Source organism: Pseudomonas sp. 5.2 (genome assembly GCF_059025405.1).
On record NZ_JBYBHH010000007.1, the window covers coordinates 210,407 to 229,962 of the forward strand.

General features: G+C 62.6%; 19 protein-coding genes. 10 read left to right on the forward strand and 9 right to left on the reverse strand.

Translation table 11 applies throughout. The annotated features are described in order from the left end of the window. Nucleotides 1-44 precede the first annotated feature (44 nt). Nucleotides 45-650, forward strand: a complete 606-nt coding sequence (locus tag AC5PZ0_RS13380; RefSeq protein ID WP_027593530.1) for an START domain-containing protein — start codon at nucleotides 45-47, stop codon at nucleotides 648-650. Between the two features lie 90 nt (nucleotides 651-740). Further along, nucleotides 741-1,664: a LysR substrate-binding domain-containing protein gene (locus AC5PZ0_RS13385; RefSeq protein WP_099429138.1), complete on the forward strand. Its 924-nt coding sequence runs from the start codon at nucleotides 741-743 to the stop codon at nucleotides 1,662-1,664. A gap of 48 nt (nucleotides 1,665-1,712) precedes the next feature. On the opposite strand, the gene AC5PZ0_RS13390 is transcribed toward AC5PZ0_RS13385, so the two are convergent. After that, complete coding sequence (locus AC5PZ0_RS13390; protein WP_493855164.1) at nucleotides 1,713-3,131, reverse strand: amino acid permease; 1,419 nt, start codon at nucleotides 3,129-3,131, stop codon at nucleotides 1,713-1,715. Between the two features lie 380 nt (nucleotides 3,132-3,511). Next, on the reverse strand, nucleotides 3,512-3,934 hold the full coding sequence (locus AC5PZ0_RS13395; RefSeq protein WP_027593533.1) for an Lrp/AsnC family transcriptional regulator: 423 nt from the start codon (nucleotides 3,932-3,934) through the stop codon (nucleotides 3,512-3,514). A 193-nt stretch (nucleotides 3,935-4,127) separates the two neighbouring features. Between AC5PZ0_RS13395 and ocd the strand changes: the two genes are divergently transcribed. Together ocd and ctlX are read left to right on the forward strand one after the other, a co-directional pair. Then, nucleotides 4,128-5,180, forward strand: a complete 1,053-nt coding sequence (gene ocd / locus AC5PZ0_RS13400) for an ornithine cyclodeaminase (RefSeq protein ID WP_099429136.1) — start codon at nucleotides 4,128-4,130, stop codon at nucleotides 5,178-5,180. A gap of 33 nt (nucleotides 5,181-5,213) precedes the next feature. Then, complete coding sequence (gene ctlX / locus AC5PZ0_RS13405) at nucleotides 5,214-6,173, forward strand: citrulline utilization hydrolase CtlX (protein WP_172960355.1); 960 nt, start codon at nucleotides 5,214-5,216, stop codon at nucleotides 6,171-6,173. Nucleotides 6,174-6,284: 111 nt separating this feature from the next. On the opposite strand, the gene sodC is transcribed toward ctlX, so the two are convergent. The 6 genes from sodC to pobA all read right to left on the reverse strand — a co-directional run bounded on the left by sodC (nucleotide 6,285) and on the right by pobA (nucleotide 12,658). Continuing rightward, nucleotides 6,285-6,800, reverse strand: a complete 516-nt coding sequence (gene sodC / locus AC5PZ0_RS13410) for a superoxide dismutase [Cu-Zn] SodC (protein WP_493855165.1) — start codon at nucleotides 6,798-6,800, stop codon at nucleotides 6,285-6,287. A 120-nt stretch (nucleotides 6,801-6,920) separates the two neighbouring features. Then, nucleotides 6,921-7,868, reverse strand: a complete 948-nt coding sequence (locus AC5PZ0_RS13415) for a FecR domain-containing protein (RefSeq protein ID WP_493855166.1) — start codon at nucleotides 7,866-7,868, stop codon at nucleotides 6,921-6,923. After that, complete coding sequence (locus AC5PZ0_RS13420) at nucleotides 7,865-8,380, reverse strand: sigma-70 family RNA polymerase sigma factor (RefSeq protein ID WP_493855167.1); 516 nt, start codon at nucleotides 8,378-8,380, stop codon at nucleotides 7,865-7,867. Before AC5PZ0_RS13420 ends, AC5PZ0_RS13415 begins: the two co-directional genes overlap by 4 nt. Before the next feature lie 53 nt (nucleotides 8,381-8,433). Next, on the reverse strand, nucleotides 8,434-9,315 hold the full coding sequence (locus AC5PZ0_RS13425; protein ID WP_085274280.1) for a LysR substrate-binding domain-containing protein: 882 nt from the start codon (nucleotides 9,313-9,315) through the stop codon (nucleotides 8,434-8,436). Nucleotides 9,316-9,385: 70 nt separating this feature from the next. Continuing rightward, nucleotides 9,386-11,191: a gamma-glutamyltransferase gene (gene ggt, locus AC5PZ0_RS13430; RefSeq protein ID WP_493855168.1), complete on the reverse strand. Its 1,806-nt coding sequence runs from the start codon at nucleotides 11,189-11,191 to the stop codon at nucleotides 9,386-9,388. Nucleotides 11,192-11,470: 279 nt separating this feature from the next. Next, nucleotides 11,471-12,658 (reverse strand): 4-hydroxybenzoate 3-monooxygenase, encoded by a 1,188-nt coding sequence (gene pobA, locus AC5PZ0_RS13435; RefSeq protein ID WP_493855169.1) that lies wholly within the window; start codon nucleotides 12,656-12,658, stop codon nucleotides 11,471-11,473. A gap of 172 nt (nucleotides 12,659-12,830) precedes the next feature. Here pobA and AC5PZ0_RS13440 point away from each other — a divergent pair, with 172 nt between their 5' ends. The 3 genes from AC5PZ0_RS13440 to AC5PZ0_RS13450 all read left to right on the forward strand — a co-directional run bounded on the left by AC5PZ0_RS13440 (nucleotide 12,831) and on the right by AC5PZ0_RS13450 (nucleotide 15,095). Continuing rightward, nucleotides 12,831-13,709 (forward strand): helix-turn-helix domain-containing protein, encoded by an 879-nt coding sequence (locus AC5PZ0_RS13440; RefSeq protein ID WP_099429132.1) that lies wholly within the window; start codon nucleotides 12,831-12,833, stop codon nucleotides 13,707-13,709. A 67-nt stretch (nucleotides 13,710-13,776) separates the two neighbouring features. Beyond that, a complete protein-coding gene (locus tag AC5PZ0_RS13445) occupies nucleotides 13,777-14,175 on the forward strand; it encodes a MerR family transcriptional regulator (protein ID WP_027593543.1) in 399 nt (132 codons plus the stop codon). A gap of 20 nt (nucleotides 14,176-14,195) precedes the next feature. Continuing rightward, nucleotides 14,196-15,095 carry a hydroxymethylglutaryl-CoA lyase gene (locus AC5PZ0_RS13450; protein ID WP_099429131.1) on the forward strand — a complete coding sequence of 300 codons (900 nt, stop codon included), beginning with the start codon at nucleotides 14,196-14,198 and terminating at the stop codon, nucleotides 15,093-15,095. A gap of 529 nt (nucleotides 15,096-15,624) precedes the next feature. On the opposite strand, the gene AC5PZ0_RS13455 is transcribed toward AC5PZ0_RS13450, so the two are convergent. Beyond that, complete coding sequence (locus AC5PZ0_RS13455) at nucleotides 15,625-16,155, reverse strand: MgtC/SapB family protein (RefSeq protein ID WP_238213352.1); 531 nt, start codon at nucleotides 16,153-16,155, stop codon at nucleotides 15,625-15,627. A gap of 154 nt (nucleotides 16,156-16,309) precedes the next feature. Here AC5PZ0_RS13455 and AC5PZ0_RS13460 point away from each other — a divergent pair, with 154 nt between their 5' ends. The 3 genes from AC5PZ0_RS13460 (at nucleotide 16,310) to mapR (ending at nucleotide 19,536) form a co-directional block, all read left to right on the forward strand. Further along, nucleotides 16,310-16,549 carry a DUF3203 family protein gene (locus tag AC5PZ0_RS13460; protein ID WP_027593546.1) on the forward strand — a complete coding sequence of 80 codons (240 nt, stop codon included), beginning with the start codon at nucleotides 16,310-16,312 and terminating at the stop codon, nucleotides 16,547-16,549. A gap of 121 nt (nucleotides 16,550-16,670) precedes the next feature. Continuing rightward, entirely contained in the window at nucleotides 16,671-18,074 is a 1,404-nt protein-coding gene (ccoG, locus tag AC5PZ0_RS13465; RefSeq protein ID WP_099429130.1) for a cytochrome c oxidase accessory protein CcoG, read from the forward strand. A 52-nt stretch (nucleotides 18,075-18,126) separates the two neighbouring features. Further along, nucleotides 18,127-19,536, forward strand: coding sequence for a GntR family transcriptional regulator MpaR (mapR, locus tag AC5PZ0_RS13470; RefSeq protein ID WP_027593548.1), 1,410 nt, complete (start codon nucleotides 18,127-18,129; stop codon nucleotides 19,534-19,536). Nucleotides 19,537-19,556 lie beyond the last annotated feature (20 nt).

The following is a 19,556-nucleotide window of genomic DNA, read 5'->3' on the forward strand; positions in this document are numbered from 1 at the left end:
TTTGCCGCTCATACTGAACAATCCTGCCCTGCGCGGTGCTCACCATGAACCGCTACCGCCTGCTTGCCGCCTTGTTGCTGGCGCTGTCCAGTACCGTTCAGGCGACCGACGACTGGAACCTGGCCTACGACAGGGAAGGCATCCGTGTCTACCTCAGCGGCGACGGCGATTCCCCCTACCAGCAGTTTCGCGGTGTCAGCACCATGAAGGCCAGCGTACGCACGTTGACAGACCTGCAGGAAAACCTGCGCGTGGCCTGCAAATGGCTGTATGCCTGCGCCGAGATGCGCTTGCTAGAGGTCGACGGCGACAGTACCTGGGTCTACCTGACCACCAACCTGCCGTGGCCGACCCTGCCGCGGGACATCGTGGTCAAGGTGACCACCGAACAGCGCGACGACGGCACCCTGCTGCGCCACCTGAGCGCCGACCCTGGCAAGATCCCCGAAGTGGAGGGGCTGATCCGCGTGCAGCGCCTTAGTGGCCAGTGGGTGATGAAACCGCTGGGTGACAAGCAGACCGAAGTCACGTACCAGCTCAAGGCAGACCCGGCCGGGGATGTGCCGGGGTGGCTGGCCAACCGCTTTGTGGTGGATGCACCGGTGGTGACGTTGCGCACGCTCCGGGCGGTGGCCGAGCGCCAGCACTGAAGGCATGCTGGCGACTACCGCCCTGGCGGTTTTTCTGCCACTGTCTGGGCGCGACGCGGACCAGCGCGTCGCGCCTTGCCAGGACGTCGCATGAAAACACAAGAATACGGCAACAAACACAAAGGCTACCGGCGCATCATCCCGTCGATGACGGCACTGCTCGAATTCGAAGCCGTGGCCCGGCACAACAGCTTCACCCTGGCCGCGCAGGAGTTGGGCGTGACCCAGGCAGCGGTGAGCAAACAGGTCAAGCAGCTCGAAGAAACCCTCGGCAGCCAGCTGTTTCAGCGCCTGCACCGGGGCGTGCGCCTGACCAGCGAGGGCCAGGCCCTGTATGCGGTCATTTCCGATTCGCTGCAAAAGATCGCCTCGGTCTTCGACCGCCTCAGCGAGGGTGGCAACGAGCAAGAACTGGTGCTGAGCTGCACCGCGACGTTTTCCCAGCTGCGGGTCATGCCGCGCCTGGGCACCTTGCGCACCGCCCTGCCCCACGTGCGCCTGCGCCTGGCCACACAGATGTTCATGGGCGACCTGCGCAATCACGATGTCGATCTGCTGGTGCGCTATGGCAACGGGCGCTGGGAAGACGGCACCGCGGTGCAGCTGTTCGAGGAAGAAATATTTCCGGTGTGTTCACCCGACTGGCTCACCCGCAACAGCCTGCCGGAGTCACTAGAAGGGTTGTACGGCGCCGACTTGCTCGATGCCGATGCCACAACCGAGGGCTGGATGACCTGGCCTACCTGGTTCCGCGAAGCGGGTGGGCACCCGCCCAAACTTCGCTACAGCCTGCGTTGCCACTTGTACGCCGACACCGTCCAGGCAGCGCTGCATGGGCATGGTGTGGCGCTGGGGTGGGGTCGAATGGTCGATCACCTGTTGGCGTCCGGTGAGCTGGTGCGCCTGACCGACCTGGTGGTCAAACCCCGCGAGGCCTACTACTTGGTAGTGCCCCATGGCCGCAGCACTACCCCGACCACTCTGGGCTTGGTGGACTGGCTGCGCGACAGCTGAAAGCGGCAATGGCCGTGGGCGTTACCCCACGGCCAACTGCACTGCGTTTCAGGAAGCCGTAGCCGCTACTTGCCGCGCGCACACCTTAACCCGGTGCCGGTAGGCGAGCAGCAAACCGATGTACCACAGCGGCATCACATACAGCGCGGTGCGTGTGTCAGGCTCGAGCGCCAACAGGCACAACACGAAGATCAGGAACAGCTGCGCCGATGCCGCCGTCACTTTGCCCCCTGGCAGCTTGAACCTGGACTGCTCATGCGCCTTGGGGTTCTGGCGGCGGTAGGCAAAATAGGACATCAGGATCAGCGACCAGGTGACGATGATCATCACCGCCGAAATGGTCGACACCAACGTGAAGACCGTCATCACCTCCGGGATCACGAACAACAGCGTCAGCGCAATCGCCATGCACACCCCCGAAAACACCAGCGCCCTGACCGGCGTACCCGACCCGGACAGCCGCCCGAACGCGGTCGGCGCCTGTTGCTGGTGGGACAGGCCATAAAGCATCCGCGACCCCGAATACACACCGCTGTTGGCCGACGAGGCGGCAGACGTCAGCACCACGAAATTGATGATGCCGGCCGCAGCCGGCAGGCCGCCCAGCAGGAACAGCTCGACGAACGGGCTGCGGTTTGCCGGCACATTCGCCCACGAGACCACGCTGATGATGCACACCAGCGAGCAGATGTAGAACAGCAGGATGCGCACGGGAATGGTGTTGATCGCTTTGGGCAGGGTCTTTTCCGGGTCCTTGGCCTCTGCGGCCGCGGTACCGATCAGTTCGGTGCCCACGAACGAGAAAATCGCGATCTGGAAGCCGGCGAGGAAGCCGAGAATGCCATGGGGCATGACCACGCCGGGTGCCACCAGATGGCTGAAGGACGCCGTGACCCCGGCTGGCGACGTGTAGGACGTGGCCACCATCACCAGCCCCGTGACCACCAGCAGCACAATCGCGACAATCTTGATCAGCCCGAACCAGAACTCGACCTCGCCAAACGCCTTTACCGCCAGCATGTTCAGGCCCAGCAGCAGGAACATCGTGGCAAATGCCGGTAGCCAGGTGGGCACATCGGGGTACCAGTACTGGAAGAAGCCTGCCACCACGACCACATCACCCACCGCCGCGACCACCCAACTGAGCCAGTAGGACCAGCTGAGGATGAAACCGGCGCGCGGCCCCAGGTAGTTGTGTACCAGGTCTGCGAACGACTCCATGTGCAGGTTGGCCAGCAGCATCTCGCCCATCGCACGCATGATGCAGAACACGAAAAAGCCGATGATGGCGTACACCAGAATGATCGATGTGCCGGAAAGCGCGATGATCTTGCCCGAGCCCATGAACAGCCCGGTGCCGATCGCACCACTGATCGAAATGAGCTGAATGTGCCTATTTTCCAGCCGTCGCTTCAGCGTACGGCCAGGCTGCCCAGTCGCGTCTTGCGAGTTGCACGTTTGCTGCATAGTTGACCTCTTATTCTTTTTCTGTGAAACCACATGCCCTTCACTGCGCACTTTAATTGGCACGCACGTGCACACTTTTTGTAATGACAAGTGCGGCAGGCATGGGTATTAACGCAGACGGAGATACACGCCCCGATGAAACTTCTCATCAGGCTTAATTAATTATGAAAGCCCATCACACGTACACGCCGATTAATCTGAACATGCCCGGCAAGACGTTTAAACGTGAAACACAGCGTGCTGACGCTGTTTCATTTTGCCAGCCGTTGTGGTCAATCGGAACGCTACAGACTGCACACACGAAATGGGATTTGTTGCACTGTGAAAGGCCGGGGTGACAGTTTGCGCCAGGCGCCTGCCCATTCCGGCTATCGCAGTGATCACATCTTGAAGGTGGAGAGCAAAATGCTGGTCTCGGTGTTCTCGATGTGCTGTATCGAGCGAATGGTGTTCAACGCTCGGTCGAAGGCCTCGAGGGTGTCCGCCCGCAGCTCGGCCATCAGGTCCCAGCGGCCATTGGTGGTGTGGATGGCCACCACGTTGGGGTGCCCGCGCAGCGCGTGCTTGACCTCCGCAGCATGGTGGCCGCTGATGCCGATGCTGGTAATTGCCCGTACGCCTTGCTCCAGGGCATCTGACCTGAGGCGAATCGTGTAGCCCATGATCACCCCTTGTTCCTCAAGCTTGGTGATGCGGTTCTGCACCGTTGCCCTGGCAACCTTGAGTTTCTTGGCAAGGGTGAGGATCGGCGTGCGTGCATTATCACGCAACAGCGCGATCAGTTCCCGGTCTACAGTGTCCATGGTGCCTGCCCATTAATCAGATTGTTATTCGGGGGTCGCAGATTGTCTAGAAAGATGACGAAACTGGCAACCTGCTCTCTTCAATTTGACGCAACCTTTCATCAAACTCTTCGTGCTGGCAACCCCTCAACAATCTTAAGCGTTCACCCTGCAGGCCTTGAGGTGAGAGCGCGCGCATAAAAGGTGCAAGAGCATGACGTATTTCATTGATGTTCCAACCATGTCCGATTTGGTCCATGACATTGGCGTAGCGCCCTTCATTGGCGAACTGGCCGCGGCCCTGCGCGAAGACTTTAAACGTTGGCAGGACTTTGATAAGTCCGCCCGTGTTGCCAGCCATTCGGAAGTGGGTGTGATCGAATTGATGCCAGTCGCCGACACGCATCGCTATGCGTTCAAATACGTCAACGGGCACCCTGCCAATACAGCAAAAGACCTTCATACCGTCATGGCCTTTGGCGTGTTGGCCGACGTGGCGACCGGTTACCCGGTGCTGTTGTCTGAACTGACCATCGCCACCGCCCTGCGCACTGCCGCCACATCGTTGATGGCCGCCCAGGCACTGGCCCGGCCGAACGCGAAAAAAATGGCGCTGATCGGCAACGGCGCGCAAAGCGAATTCCAGGCACTGGCCTTCCACAAACACCTGGGTATCGAAGAAATCGTCGCCTTCGACACCGACCCGCTGGCCACCGCCAAGCTGATCGCCAACCTCAAGGAGTACAGCGGCCTTACCATTCGCAAGGCCCGCTCTGTTGCCGAGGCGGTCAAAGGCGTCGACATCATCACCACGGTGACCGCCGACAAGGCCTACGCGACCATCATCACCCCCGATATGCTCGAACCCGGCATGCACTTGAACGCAGTGGGCGGCGACTGCCCAGGCAAGACCGAACTGCATGCCGATGTACTGCGTAAAGCCCGGGTGTTCGTCGAGTATGAACCGCAGACCCGTATCGAAGGTGACATCCAGCAATTGCCAGGCGACTTCCCGGTGGTCGACCTCTGGCGTGTACTGCGGGGTGAAACCGAAGGCCGCCAAAGCGACAGCCAGGTAACCGTATTCGACTCGGTGGGCTTCGCGCTCGAAGACTACACCGTACTACGGTATGTACTACAGGAAGCCGAAAAACGCGGCCTGGGTTCAAAAATCGACCTGGTGCCCTGGGTGGACGAAGACCCGAAAGACCTGTTCAGCCACACCCGCGGCCGCGCTGCCAAAAGCCGCATCCGACGCGTTGCATAACCCTACGGTCAGCTCTTAATTTCGGTAATCCAGATGGCATTTCCAACGCGTTCGATTCAAGCACCTGCGGCAGTGGTCATGGTCAGGCCGCACGCCTTCACCCCCAACCCGGAAACAGCGGCAGACAATTCGTTTCAGAGCACCCACCCTGATGTCGCCGCGCACGCCGTGGCCGATGTGGCGCGCGACGAAGTCACCCAGGCCGCGGGGCGGCTTGAAGCCGAGGGCGTGCGCGTGCACCTGTTCGACGACTTTGGCGAGCAGAACACGCCGGACTCGGTGTTCCCGAACAACTGGTTTTCCACCCACCCGGGCGGCCACATCGCGATCTACTCGATGTACTCGCGCAACCGCCGCCGCGAACGGCGGGCGGATGTCATCGAGATGCTCAAGCATGAGTACCGGGTGCAGGATGTGATCGACTATTCCGGGCTGGAACAGGACGAGCTGTTTCTCGAAGGCACCGGGGCAATGGTGTTCGACCATTTGTCCAGGGTCGCCTATACCGCCCGCTCCAACCGCGCCGACCCGATCGCCCTCGAGCGTTTCAGCACGCACTTCAACTTCGAGCCCATGGTGTTCGACACGGCCGACGAACAAGGCACGCCGATTTACCACACCAACGTCCTGATGTGCGTGGCGACTGAGTTTGCACTGGTGGGGTTTGACACGTTCACCAACCCGAGCCGTGCGCAGGAGGTGCGCATGCGCCTGATCGAGTCAGGCCGTGATGTGATCGACCTGAGCAACCAGCAGATCAGCCAGTTTGCCGGCAACGCCATCGAGCTTTCTGGGCGTGATGGTCGAATCCTTGCGCTTTCGCGCAAAGCGTTCGACAGCCTTACGGGGGAGCAGCGTCAGCGCATCGAGCGTTCGGCGCGGCTGGTACCTTTGGATGTGCCGACCATCGAGATGGCCGGGGGCTCGGTGCGCTGCATGATCGCCGGGATTCACTTGTCACCGAGAAGCTCACGCCCGCTTTCGATCAATTGATTGAAAGCCACCTGTAGGAGCAGCCTTGTGCTGCGAAGAGGCCGGTACAGCTGTTGCAGATGATGTGCCTGCAATGGCCTCTTCGCAGCGCAAGGCTGCTCCTACCCGCCGTTACTGCACAACCCCGCATGCCATCCGCGCACCACCACCGCCCAGTTTTTCCGGGTGGTCACTGTGGTTGTCGCCACCGGCATGCACCATCAACGCATGGCCTTTGAAGTCCGCAGCCTTGAGGCGTGGCGCGAGCACCGGATAGCTGGCCTTGCCATCGGCACCCACGTACAGCGCCGGCAAGTCACCCCGGTGGCCGCTGTCATCGTAGGGGCCTTTATGCGCCTGGGTCGAATCCGGGTCCCAGTGGCCACCCGCCCCGCCAGCAGGCACCGGCTTGCCGTTCTCCTCCGTGGGAGCACACGACGCATTCTGATGCAGGTGGAAGCCATGCACGCCGGGTGACAGGTCCTTGAGATCAGGGGTCAGAAGGGTGCCGTATTGGTTTTGCTCGATGCTGATGGTCCCGATCGACTTGCCTGGGCCGTCGGGGCCTGCCAGCTTGAGTTCCACCGTCTGGGCGGCCTGCGCAAGGCCGGTGCTGGCCAGCAATGCAACGAAAAGCGCTGCTTTCATGTTGGTTCTCCATGGCGTGGGATGACGGGTGTCGTACCCAGATAACAGTTGGGACTGCGCAGCCCGCCAGGTATTCCATTTGGCCACAGACTGAAACACTTACACGTGTGCGGTGTACCCTCAGGCAGGTTGCTTGCGCGGTGTCAGCGACACCCAGTAGCGGGTCCGGTAATGCACCTGCAGCGGCAGGCTGGCAGCCAACAAGGCAAGGATGCGGTCGTTGTCGTCGAGCTGGAAGGTGCCGGTCACGCTCAGGCGCTCCAGGGCCGGGTCCCAACGCAGCAGCCCGGGGCGATAGCGGTCGAGTTCGCGCAATACATCGCCCAAGGGCTGGTTGTCGACCATCAACAGGCCTTGCTGCCAACCCGGTAACTGCGCGTCGAACGCCTCTATAGGCCCTGCCCCGCTTGCAGCAAGGGTTACCCTCTGCCCAGCCTGCAATGACAGCGCGCCGCCCTGGGCCGTTTGCAGGCGCACGGCGCCATCGCTGACCGACACGCGGTAGTGCTGCCCTTGCTGACGCACGCAAAAACTCGCCTGGGTAGCAAAGACAGCGCCTTGGGCGGTCTGCACCTGCAACGGGCCGACGCAGTCCACGGCAATCTCACCCCGTACCAGTTGCACAACGTGCTGGCCGCCCTGTACAGACAGGTTCACCGCACTGGCAGTGTTCAAATGCACGCGCCCTCCCCCTGCCAGCACGTGGCCACGCCGTTCTCCGGTGGCGGTGTGCAGGTCGGCGCGCCAGCTGTTCACGGGTAGCTGACGGTAGCCATACCAGGCCAGCGGCGCCAGGGTGCCGATCGCCAAGGCCTGGCCCAGCAACCGGCGGCGGTCGGGGTTCGGGCGGTCCAGGCAGGCCACCGCAAGCGACGATGGCACGGCGGAAAACTGCGTGCGCAGGGCCTCGGCCTTTTGCCACAGCGCTTCATGGGCCGCGCTGCGTGCACGCCAGCGCTGTAGCGCGTCGACCTGGCCATCATCCAGTGGGCCAGCGTCCTGCAAGGCCAGCCACTGCGCGGCCTCGCGGGCCAGTTGACGAGCGCGAGCGTCGACGGGCGCGCTCACAACGCCACCAACAGGCAATGCGCGTACGCCTTGACCATATAGCGTTTGACCGTACGCTCAGAAACCTGCAAACGCTCGGCAATGGTTGCGTAGTCGACCCCTTCCAACTGCGCCCACAAAAAAGCCCGGCGCACGGCGCGTGGCAGGCCGTCGAGCAGTTCGTCCAGGGCCTGCAAGGCTTCAAGCAGTATCCAGCGTTGCTCCGGCGAGGGCGCCAGCGCTTCGGGCAGGTTGGCCAGGGCTTCCAGGTAAGCGCGCTCCAGGCTGCGCCGCTTGTAATGGTTGATCAGCAGCCGCTTGCCCACGGTCAGTAGATAGGCCCTGGGCTCACGCAGACCGGGTAGAGTCTGCCCGGGGTGCGCGGCGAGCACCCGCAAGAAGGTGTCCTGGGCCAGGTCGGCGGCCTCCCAGGCATCGCCCAGGCGGCGCGAGAGCCAGCCTTCCAGCCAACTGCGATGGTCGCGGTAAAGCGTGCCGAAGGAGGTTTCGTCTGCCGGGGTGGAGTCGGTCATTCAAGGGCACGCTAGCGGGCTAAAGGTATGAATGCGACTGATTCTAATTGCTTTTAGATCCCACCTCCAGCCAACAATTGCGTCATCACCTCGGCCAGTGCCTTGACCATCACGTCTGCCGTGGGCCGGTGGACGATGACGATTTCGTAACTGTCGACCTCGGGCAACCCCTGCTCGCCCCCCAGCACCCGGTGCTCGCGCGTTGCCGCCCGCGGCGGTAGCAGGCTGATGCCCATGCCATCGGCGACTGCAGCCTGGATGCCGCTGAGGCTGGAACTGGTAAAACTGATGCGCCAGCGCCGGCCCATGCCTTCGATGGCGGTGATCATGTCATCGCGGTACAGCCCGCGTGGCGGAAAGGTCACCAACGGGATCGGGTCGAGTTCAAAAGCCGGCGTGCGCGCACTGTCGATCCACTGCAGACGCTCAGGCCAGCAGGCCACCCCTTCGCGGCTGTTGCGCCGCTGCTTCAGCAGCACCAGGTCGAGCTCGCCATTGTCGTAGGCTTGGCTGAGGTCGCGGCACAGCCCGCTGGTCACTTCCAGTTTGACCTGCGGGTGCAGCCGGCTGAACGCCGACAGGGCGTTGGTGGTGCGCCCACCGACGAAATCCTCGGGCACGCCAAGGCGCACGGTGACACCGACCATCGCCCCTGCCAGCGCTTCGAGCATCTGGTCGTTCAAGGCCAGCATATGGCGGGCATAGCCGAGCAAGGTCTGCCCGGCATCGGTGGGCAGCACGTCACGGTTGCCGCGCACCAGCAAACGGTGGCCGACCATTTCTTCGAGTCGGCGCACCTTCTGGCTGATGGTGGACTGGGTCGAGTGCAGGCGCGCGGCGGCGGTGGTGAAACTGCCGCAATCGGCCACCACGACGATCGCGCGCAGCAAGTCGAGGTCGAACAGTGCTCTATTCGATTTCACGCTGATAGACATCTGGGTATTCAACTTCTGAATGGCAAGGTAGCGTTCTATCACGCCACCTCACACCCCGCAACGCGCTTGCTCAATCGCCGAGTGCCGCGCCTTCGCGTCGCGGGTCGGCGCCCCCGGACCAGCCAGCGCCAGTGCGCTGGATAATCTGCATGCCGCTGGTCATGGTCATGGGCGTGACCTCGTGCCCCCAGGCCGCCAGTTGCCGGATCAGCGCCGGGCTGGTCAGCCCCGCTTCCACCTCGGTGCCGGCATTACGGCTGCCGAAATTGGGCAGGTTGCTGGCTTGTTGCGGGTTTAGTTGCCAGTCCAGCAGGCCGACCAGCGCTTTGTTCACATAGCCGATGATCTGCGAGCCGCCGGGTGAACCGAGGCTGGCCACCAGTTCACCTGATGACCGCGAAAACACCAAGGTCGGCGCCATGGCCGACAAGGGGCGCTTGCCCGGCTCGACCCGGTTCGCCACGGGCTTACCTTGCTCCTGTGGCAAAAACGAGAAATCGGTCAGGTGGTTGTTCAGCAAAAAACCTTTGACCATCAAATGCGCTCCGAACGCCGCCTCCACTGACGTGGTCATGGCCAAGGCCTGGCCACTGTCGTCCACGGCAGAGAGGTGCGACGTGGAAATACGCAGCGGCGAACGGTCGGGGGCCATGGCCAGGTCGGCGCCCTGCGGGGTACCGGGGCGGGCGCGCTTCATGCTGTAGGTGCCGATCTGGGCGGCACGCCCAGCGAGGTAGGCAGGGTCGATGAGGGCTTTGACCGGCACCGGCACGTAGTCGCTGTCGGCCAGGTATTGGGCGCGGTCGGCATAGGCCAGGCGTTCGGCTTCGGCGATCACGTGAACCGCCAGCGGCGTGGGCTCCAGGCCGGCGGGCGATGACGTGGCGCGTGGCGCACGTTTCGCCAGGTCATAGTGCGGCGACGCGCGCTGCAGCGCTTCAAGGATGCCCAGTGTCTGCAGTACAGCGACGCCGCCCGAAGAAGGCGGCGGCATGCCACAGATACGCCACAGTTTGTACGGGCCACAGACCGGCTCCCGCTCGCGCGCCCGGTACTGGCTCAGGTCCTGCAATGACAGTTGCCCCGCATTGGCATGCCCACGCACCTGGGCAACGATCGCTTCGGCCACCTCACCGGTGTAGAACGCATCAGGCCCCTGCGCGGCGATGCGCGCCAGGGTCTGCGCAAGCTCGGGGTTGCGCAGCATCGTGCCGACCGGAAGTGGCTTGCCGTTTTCGCCAAGGAAGTAGCGGGCCATGCTGGGTGAGCGGGCGACATAAGGGTCAGCTGCCAGCAAGGTGTGTAGACGCTCAGAGACTGGAAAGCCCTTTTGCGCCAGCGCTATCGCAGGCGCGAACAAATCCTGCCACGGCAGCTTGCCATGCTGTTCATGGGCCAGTTTAAGCGCCCGTAGCACGCCAGGAACGCCGACCGCACGCCCACCGATTTGCGCCGCCCTGAATGGCATCGGCGATCCGTCGGCTTGCAGGAAGAGTGATTCCGTGGCCGTTGCAGGCGCCGCCTCACGGCCGTCGAACGCCTGCACACGCTTGCCGTCCCAATAGAGGATGAAGGCCCCACCACCAATGCCACTGGATTGTGGCTCGACCAGGGTGAGCACCATCTGCATGGCGATCGCCGCATCGATGGCACTGCCACCGGCGCGCAGCATCGCACGCCCCGCCTCGCTGGCCAGCGGGTTGGCAGCTGCGGCCATGTGCCGGCTGGCGTGGACGGGTTGCAAGGCGCTGCGGTAGCCGGACTGCAATTCTGGGGGTGGGGGTAGTACCTGGTCGGCCCAGGCTGGGCCAGCGGTGGCGGCCAGGCTTAGGGCGGCAATCAGTTGCCGGGGGAGTGATGAGAGGCTTGAGTGCATGGCGATGGATTGATTTCGCTTTTGAGATCGAGCGCCGCCCGCGCGGCGCATCGCGAGCAACGCTCGCTCCTACGTTTGTTTCGGGCCAATTATGCCTGTGATGGCGGCGCGCGACCGCCTTGTTTTTCCAACTCGATATCGAGGCGGGCACCAAGAGGCGCGCGCGCCCGTGCCATAGGACTCACTGGCCCGAAACACACGTAGGAGCGAGCGTTGCTCGCGATGCGCCGCGCGGGCGGCGCTCGATTTTGCAGGCGCTGAAATTCTCCAGCCCTACCCCTACGCCACCTCCTCAAACGGCAAGCCCACATAGTTCTCGGCAATGTTCACCAACCCCGCAGGCGACGACAGGAAGTACTCGCGGTCAGCCTCCTGCATCTTCTGGTCCCAAGCGTCCTTGTGCGTGCCAAAGTCATGCAGCAATTGGGTCATGAACCAGCTGAATCGCTCGCCTTTCCAGACCCGGCGCAAGGCCAGCGGCGAGTACTGCTGCAACAGGTCGGTACGCCCTTCGTGGTAGACCTTGACCAGGATCCGGTACAGGTAATTGACGTCCGATGCCGCCAGGTTGAGGCCCTTGGCACCGGTAGGCGGGACGATGTGGGCGGCATCGCCGACCAGGAACAGATGCCCGTACTGCATCGGTTCGACCACCAGGCTGCGCAGCGGGGCAATGCTTTTTTCCAGCGCAGGGCCGGTCACCAGGTTGGCCGCCACGTCCTCGGGCAAGCGGGCCTTGAGCTCGTCCCAGAAACGCTCGTCGGACCAAGCTTCGACCTGGTCGTCCAACGGCACTTGCAGGTAGTAGCGGCTGCGGGTCTGCGAGCGTTGGCTGCACAGCGCGAAGCCCCGCTCGTGATGGGCGTAGATCAGCTCGTGATTGACCGGTGGGGTGTCCGACAACAAGCCCAGCCAGCCAAACGGATACACTCGCTCGTACTGCTTGAGCACACCCTCAGGGATGCTCTGCCGGGAAACGCCATGGAAGCCATCGCACCCGGCGATGTAGTCACAGTCCAGGCGATGAACCTGCCCGTCCTTCTCGAACGTGAGGTACGGACGCTCGCCTTTGAGCTCATGCGGCTGCACATTGCTCGCCGCGTAGATGATCGGTGCACCACTGGCTTCACGCGCTTGCATCAAGTCACGGGTGACCTCGGTCTGGCCGTAGACCATCACCGTCTTGCCACCGGTCAGGGCCTTGAGGTCGAGGCGCTGGCGACGCCCGCCGACCAGCAGCTCGACGCCTTCATGCACCAGCCCTTCCCGGTCCATGCGCGCAGCCACGCCGGCCTCACGCAACAGGTCGACTGTGCCCTGCTCCAGCACGCCGGCACGGATGCGGCCGAGCACGTATTCGGGGGTCTGGCGTTCGACGATGACGGTCTCGATGCCGGCCTTGTGCAGCAACTGGCCGAGCAGCAGGCCGGACGGACCTGCACCGATGATTGCAACCTGAGTTTTCATTGTTGTTGTCTCTAGTCGGGCGATGCCGGCCCTGGACTGGCAGTGGCATGGCATCTGCTGTTAGGGTTTACACCTGCATTTTTACTGGCAAAGGCTGCCGGTTAAGTGTGCTATTCCATGCAAAACCTGCACTTTTACAAAAAACGTTCGATTAACGGACAGGCAAAACCGCATGAAATCCACCCTCCCCGGTATTCCGTTGTTCCAGCTGTACGGCGAAAACCAGGCGTGGCCCGGCACCGACCTGTTGCACTGCGAGTCGATCCCGGCACGCAGCCGCTTGCACCACTGGGAGATCAAGCCGCACCAGCATGCCGAGCTGTTCCAGTTGCTGTATGTGCAGCGTGGCCAGGCCGAGGTGGAGATCGAAGGTGTCCGCAGCTCGATCAGCCAGGCCGCCATCCAGGTGGTACCGCCACTGACCGTGCACGGCTTTCGCTTCAGTGCCGACATCCAGGGGCATGTACTGACCTTCGGCACCGCGCTGGTGGCCGAACTGGAACAGCAACTGGGCGCGCCGCTGGGCATGCTGGCCACGCCGGCGTGCTATGCGTTGGGCAAGGACCGCCAGCGTTTACGCAGCCTGATCGACACGCTGCAGCAGGAATACCAGGGCAATGCCCCGGCACGGGCGACGATGCTGCAGGCGCTGGTGACCGCATTGATGGTCTGGATCAGCCGCCGGCAGCAACTGGGCCAGGCGCCCCGTAACCGTGACGAACGGGACCGGCTGTTGCTCGGGCAATACCTGCGCCTGGTCGAGGCGCATTACCGCGAGCATTTGTCCGTGGAGGACTTTGCCGCGCGCCTGAACGTCTCGAGCCTGCAGCTCAACCAGCTGTGCCGGGCACTGAGCGGGCAAACGGCTTTGCAGGTGGTGCATCAGCGGCTGCTGCTGGAGGCGCGGCGCAACCTTCTTTATACGCGCATGAGCATTGGGCAATTGTCAGATAGCCTGGGGTTTACCGACCCCACCTACTTCGCGCGGTTTTTCAAGCGGCTGAGCGGGCAGACGCCCAATGGCTATCGCCGGGTGGGGGTGCCTGAATAGCGCCCCTGCTTGACGTAAACGTCAACCTGCATTCAGGATAGCCCCATACCCCACGCCGAGCCCCCGCATGAGCCTCCAGACCTACAGCATCTCCGACCTGTCCCGCGAGCTGGACATCACCACCCGTGCCATCCGCTTCTACGAGGAACAGGGCTTGCTGAGCCCCGAGCGACGTGGCCTGGAACGCATCTACTCGGCACGTGACAAAGTCAGCCTGAAGCTCATCCTGCGCGGCAAGCGCATTGGTTTTTCCCTCGCCGAATGCCGTGAACTGATCGAGCTGTACGACCCCACCAGCGGCAACCTGAAACAGCTCAACAGCATGCTGGTGAAAATCGCCGAACGACGTGCCCAGTTGGAGCAGCAGATGCTCGACATTCATCAGATGCAACTGGAGCTCGACACCGCCCAGGAGCGCTGCGAGCAGGCCCTTGCCGCGACCTTGAACAACAAAGACAACCGTTGACCCGCCACAGGAAACCCGCCATGCCCTTGCCTAAAGAAGTCCGTCTGGTCGAAGTAGGCCCCCGCGACGGTCTGCAGAACGAAGCCCAGCCCATCAGCGTCGCCGACAAGGTGCGCCTGGTTGACGACCTCACCGAAGCAGGCCTTGCCTACATCGAAGTCGGCAGCTTTGTCTCGCCCAAGTGGGTACCGCAGATGGCCGGTTCCGCAGAGGTGTTCGCAGGCATCGTGCAGCGGCCAGGTGTTACCTATGCCGCCCTGGCGCCGAACCTGCGCGGCTTCGAGGATGCCCTGGCTGCCGGGGTGAAAGAGGTGGCGGTGTTTGCCGCAGCATCCGAGGCGTTCTCGCAGCGCAACATCAACTGCTCGATCAGCGACAGCCTCAAGCGCTTCGAGCCGATCATGGAGGCCGCGCGCAGCCACGGCGTGCGCGTGCGTGGCTATGTGTCGTGCGTCTTGGGCTGCCCTTATGAAGGCAAGGTCAGCGCCGAACAGGTCGCCCCGGTCGCCCGCGCCCTGCATGACATGGGCTGCTACGAGGTATCGCTGGGCGACACCATCGGTACCGGCACTGCAGGCGATACCCGCCGGCTGTTCGACGTGGTGTCGGCCCAGGTGCCCCGCCAGCAGTTGGCCGGGCACTTCCACGACACCTATGGCCAGGCCTTGGCCAACGTCTACGCCAGCCTGCTTGAAGGTATCAATGTGTTCGACAGCTCGGTGGCCGGGCTGGGGGGCTGCCCCTATGCCAAGGGTGCCACCGGCAATATCGCAACCGAAGACGTGGTGTACCTGCTACAGGGGCTGGGCATCGAGACCGGCATCGACCTGGGCCGCCTGATCGCCGCAGGGCAACGCATCAGCACGGTGCTGGGCCGCGCCAACGGGTCGCGAGTGGCACGCGCACGCAGCGCGCACTAGTCACACGGGTGTCACATGAATGTGGGTGGAGTGTTACCTCCCCCACGTTTCGCAGCAAAAAATCGGGTAACAGGGAAACAAATCGACAAAATTTCAGGTCGAGCGTTTTTCACCAAAACACCTAAGTGCTTGATTTTAAAGGATTTGAAAAAGTTGGCACGGGCCATGCTATATCTTTGGTACAAGAACAAAAAAAATGTGACACCCAATAAAAACAACAGGTAACGGCTCTGACATAACAAGAACAACACGGCAGAGGCGTAGCAAGCAGATTTTTTTGGAGTAGACACGCTTTTCAGGGGTACGCCCCGCGGTCTGACACAGAACAATAAAACTACCTCAAGGTAGCGGCAGTCAGCATCGGATCAGTCATGATGAAAGCAGGTCAGCGCTCAAAAAAATACGTTTGTTCTTGACCCCGCATGGGGGTCGCCCGCGACACAAAGGCAGGCTGACAAAAACAACAAAAGGCCGTCTTCAATAATAAAAAGAGCAGGCAACAACGCTTTGGGGGGAGCTTCGGCTCCCCTCAGTGCTTCCTGCCCTCCTCCTCGCTCTGTTTCTCCTCATCCTGTTTCTCGACCTTGTCCACCAGCATAGGCATCGTGCCCAGCACCAACAGTGCCAGCACCGTGCTGATCAATGCCGTGGCTTCGCGCCCCATGCCGGCGGCCGTACCGATGGCGGCGGTCATCCACAGCCCTGCTGCAGTAGTCAGCCCTTTCACGTGGCTGGTGTCCTGGCCGTTGCCCTTGAGAATGGTACCCGCGCCCAGAAAACCGATACCGGCGACAATGCCCTGGATCACCCGGCTTAGCGCCTGCTCGTCGGCCCCGGCCATGCTCGGCGCCAACACGAACAGCGCAGCGCCCAGCGAGACCAGCATGTGGGTACGCACGCCGGCAGACTTTCCTTTGTGCTCACGCTCAAAACCCAGCACCGCACCCAGCACGGCCGCCATCAGCAGGCGCACCAGCACCTGCGTGACTTCGCGCTCGTCGCCAAGGTCGGCGAACTCGGCCTGAATGGTTTGCCAAATCGGATGCCACCAAGGGTTCATCGTGACGCTCCTGATCAGAATGCGCTGGGGCTGCCTCTGTGAGAGTTGACTCGCGCAGCGCCGGCAAGTGCGATACATCCCGCCCAGCGGATCGATGCAGCAACCACCTCTGCACAGTGGTCACACCTGTAACCGCCACCAAGAGGACATTCCCATGCCGGTTGAAATCGACGAAAGCACCCGCCGTTGCACGCTCATCGGCGACCATGTGCACCTCGAAGGCGATGGCCCTGCCATCGAAATCATCACCGATGAGCAGCTGCGCATGTCGGTGGCGGTGCTGGCGGGGGAACGGGTGCCGATCACCGAAGCAGAAGCTGATGCCCTGACCGTAGCGGGTGCGGTGGATAGCCGCAGGCATCTGAAGACCAGCGTGCCAGGCTCGGTAATCTAAGGCCTGGCGTGGTTTTGCTGATCATCTGATACGGTTTTTATCGCCAAACCTGAGCCTGTGCTGATAACAGCTCGGGGGCCATAGTGCTCATGCCTGATCGAGGCCTGATGAGCACCGAGCCATGAACGATAGAATCCCCTTTACCGAGATCGCCGCGCCCGCAAGTTCAGCTGCCAAACGCCACGTTGACAGCGGCCTTCACACCCGCAGTTTCACCGGGCTGTACCGCAACCTGCGGATCGGTTTTGCGGGGGCGTTGTTCGCCCTGTTCTTTGGCACCGCCTGGCTTACCTGGAACGGCCGCCAGGCAGTGCTCTGGGACTTGGGCAGCAGCAAGTTCCATATCTTCGGCGCAACCTTCTGGCCGCAGGACTTCATCCTGCTGTCGGCGCTGTTGATTATCTGCGCCTTTGGCCTGTTCGCCATCACGGTCTACGCCGGGCGCGTGTGGTGCGGGTACAGTTGCCCACAAAGTACCTGGACCTGGTTGTTCATGTGGTGCGAAAAGGTCAGCGAAGGTGACCGCAACCAGCGCATCAAGCTTGCCGCTGCCCCCTGGAGCCTGGAAAAACTGGCCCGTCGGGCGCTCAAGCACAGCCTGTGGCTGGCCATCGGCTTGCTCACCGGCCTGACCTTCGTCGGCTACTTCACCCCGATACGGCCCCTGGCGGCAGAACTGTTCACCTTGCAGTTGGGTGGCGTCGCGCTGTTCTGGGTGTTGTTCTTCACCGCCGCCACCTACATCAATGCCGGCTTGCTGCGCGAGGCGGTGTGCCTGCACATGTGCCCCTATGCCCGCTTCCAAAGCGTGATGTTCGATAAGGACACCCTGGCGGTGGCCTACGACCCGCGCCGCGGCGAAACCCGTGGCCCGCGCAAGAAAGGCAGCGACGCCCACGCCCAAGGCCTGGGCGACTGCATCGACTGCACGATGTGCGTGCAGGTCTGCCCCACCGGCATCGACATCCGCGATGGCCTGCAAATGGCCTGTATCGGCTGCGCGGCCTGCATCGACGCCTGTGACGGGGTCATGGACAAGATGGGGTATGCGCGCGGCCTGATCGGTTACAAGTCTGAACACAGCCTGCAGGGCGGCACCACCCACTGGTTGCGCCCGCGCCTGTTGGGTTACGCCGCGGCACTGGTGGTGATGATCGGCGCGCTGGTAGTTGCCTTGCAACTGCGCCCGATGGTGTCGCTGGACGTGATCAAGGACCGCGGCCTGTTCCGCGAGAACGCCCAAGGCCAGATCGAGAACATCTACCTGCTCAAGGTGATCAACAAGACCGAAAGCACCCAGCGCTATCACCTGCGTCTGCTGGACGCTGACGGCTTCACCCTGCAGGGCAAGACCGAGTTCATCATCCCGGCTGGCGAAATGAGCGAACTGCCGGTCTCGGTGGCGATGCTTGCAGAACGCCCGACCAGCAGTTCGCAAACCTTGAGTTTCGAAGTGCAGGACAGTGACGAACCTGCCGTGCGCAGCGTGGCTCAAAGCCGCTTCGTCGCACCGATGAACCGCTGATCCCTTACACTGTTTTTCCACCTTGCCTGCCAGGCTTCGACAGAAGGCCAGAATGAAACGCTACGAACGATTCGCCGATGACATTGCCGAACTGATCCGCTCGGGTGTGCTAGGCCCTGGCCAGCGGGTGCCGTCGGTGCGCTATGCCAGCCAGACCCACGGGGTCAGCCCGTCCACGGTGTTCCAGGCCTATTACCTGCTGGAACGGCGCGGGTTGATCCGCGCGCGCCCGCGTTCGGGGTACTTCGTCAACGCCCATGCACCGCGCCAGTTCTGCGAACCGCAGGCCTTGCAGCCGGTCAGCGAGTCCACCGATGTCGACGTCAGCGCGCTGGTGTTCTCTATCCTCGACTCGATAAAGGACCCCAACACGGTGCCGTTCGGCTCGGCCTTCCCAAGCCCCGAACTGTTCCCGCTGCAGCGCCTGTCGCGCTCGCTGGCCAGTGCCAGCCGTGCGATGGACCCGCGCATGGTGGTCACCGACCTGTCGCCCGGCAACCCCCAACTGCGCCGGCAGATTGCCCTGCGCTACATGGTCGGCGGGCTGATGCTGCCGATGGAAGAGCTGCTGATCACCAATGGCGCGCTGGAAGCCCTGAACCTGTGCCTGCAGGCCGTGACCGAACCCGGCGACCTGGTGGCGATTGAAGCGCCGGCCTTTTACGCCTGCCTGCAAGTGCTGGAGCGGCTCAAACTAAAAGCCGTGGAAATTCCCGTTCACCCGCGCGAAGGCATGGACCTGAGCGTGCTGGCGCAGACCTTGGAGAAGCACCCGGTCAAGGCCGTATGGTGCATGACCAACTTCCAGAACCCGGTAGGCGCCAGCATGCCGGAGGCCAAGAAGCAGGCGCTGGTCGAGTTGCTGGCACGCCATCAGGTGCCGCTGATCGAAGACGACGTCTACGCCGAACTCTATTACGCGCAACAGGCACCCAAGCCCGCCAAGGCCTTCGACACCCAAGGCCTGGTGATGCACTGCGGTTCGTTCGCCAAGAGCCTGGCGCCCGGCTACCGCATCGGCTGGGTGGCCGCCGGGCGTTTCGCGCAGAAGATCGAGCGCCTCAAGTTGATGACCTCGCTGTGCGCATCAATGCCGGCCCAGGCGGCCATCGCCGACTACCTGCAACACGGCGGCTATGACCGCCACTTGCGCAAGCTGCGCTACGCGCTGGAAGGCCAGCAAGCTAACATGCTCGCCGCCATCTCCCGCCACTTCCCGGCGCAGACGCGGGTTAGCCAACCGTCTGGGGGCTACTTCCTGTGGCTTGAACTGCCAGAGCAGATGGATGCGCTCAAGCTGTTCCACATGGCCTTGGCCCAGGGCATCAGCATCGCCCCCGGCCCCATCTTTTCACCGACCCGTCGCTTCGGTAATTGCATCCGCCTGAACTACGGCAGCCCCTGGCATGACGGCGCCGAAAAAGCCATGGAGACCCTGGGGCGAATCATTCGTTCATTTTGATAGCTGTTAGCCTGCGCCGC

What these genes read in the sequence shown, in the direction of transcription:
- AC5PZ0_RS13395 (WP_027593533.1), bottom strand. Translation starts at nt 3,934, where the DNA reads ATGGACACTGTAGACCGGGAACTGATCGCGCTGTTGCGTGATAATGCA.
- ocd (WP_099429136.1), top strand. Translation starts at nt 4,128, where the DNA reads ATGACGTATTTCATTGATGTTCCAACCATGTCCGATTTGGTCCATGAC.
- mapR (WP_027593548.1), top strand. Translation starts at nt 18,127, where the DNA reads ATGAAACGCTACGAACGATTCGCCGATGACATTGCCGAACTGATCCGC.
- AC5PZ0_RS13420 (WP_493855167.1), bottom strand. Translation starts at nt 8,380, where the DNA reads ATGACCGACTCCACCCCGGCAGACGAAACCTCCTTCGGCACGCTTTAC.
- AC5PZ0_RS13450 (WP_099429131.1), top strand. Translation starts at nt 14,196, where the DNA reads ATGCCCTTGCCTAAAGAAGTCCGTCTGGTCGAAGTAGGCCCCCGCGAC.
- sodC (WP_493855165.1), bottom strand. Translation starts at nt 6,800, where the DNA reads ATGAAAGCAGCGCTTTTCGTTGCATTGCTGGCCAGCACCGGCCTTGCG.
- AC5PZ0_RS13425 (WP_085274280.1), bottom strand. Translation starts at nt 9,315, where the DNA reads ATGTCTATCAGCGTGAAATCGAATAGAGCACTGTTCGACCTCGACTTG.
- AC5PZ0_RS13380 (WP_027593530.1), top strand. Translation starts at nt 45, where the DNA reads ATGAACCGCTACCGCCTGCTTGCCGCCTTGTTGCTGGCGCTGTCCAGT.
- AC5PZ0_RS13445 (WP_027593543.1), top strand. Translation starts at nt 13,777, where the DNA reads ATGAGCCTCCAGACCTACAGCATCTCCGACCTGTCCCGCGAGCTGGAC.
- ctlX (WP_172960355.1), top strand. Translation starts at nt 5,214, where the DNA reads ATGGCATTTCCAACGCGTTCGATTCAAGCACCTGCGGCAGTGGTCATG.
- ccoG (WP_099429130.1), top strand. Translation starts at nt 16,671, where the DNA reads ATGAACGATAGAATCCCCTTTACCGAGATCGCCGCGCCCGCAAGTTCA.
- AC5PZ0_RS13460 (WP_027593546.1), top strand. Translation starts at nt 16,310, where the DNA reads ATGCCGGTTGAAATCGACGAAAGCACCCGCCGTTGCACGCTCATCGGC.
- pobA (WP_493855169.1), bottom strand. Translation starts at nt 12,658, where the DNA reads ATGAAAACTCAGGTTGCAATCATCGGTGCAGGTCCGTCCGGCCTGCTG.
- ggt (WP_493855168.1), bottom strand. Translation starts at nt 11,191, where the DNA reads ATGCACTCAAGCCTCTCATCACTCCCCCGGCAACTGATTGCCGCCCTA.
- AC5PZ0_RS13440 (WP_099429132.1), top strand. Translation starts at nt 12,831, where the DNA reads ATGAAATCCACCCTCCCCGGTATTCCGTTGTTCCAGCTGTACGGCGAA.
- AC5PZ0_RS13390 (WP_493855164.1), bottom strand. Translation starts at nt 3,131, where the DNA reads ATGCAGCAAACGTGCAACTCGCAAGACGCGACTGGGCAGCCTGGCCGT.
- AC5PZ0_RS13455 (WP_238213352.1), bottom strand. Translation starts at nt 16,155, where the DNA reads ATGAACCCTTGGTGGCATCCGATTTGGCAAACCATTCAGGCCGAGTTC.
- AC5PZ0_RS13385 (WP_099429138.1), top strand. Translation starts at nt 741, where the DNA reads ATGAAAACACAAGAATACGGCAACAAACACAAAGGCTACCGGCGCATC.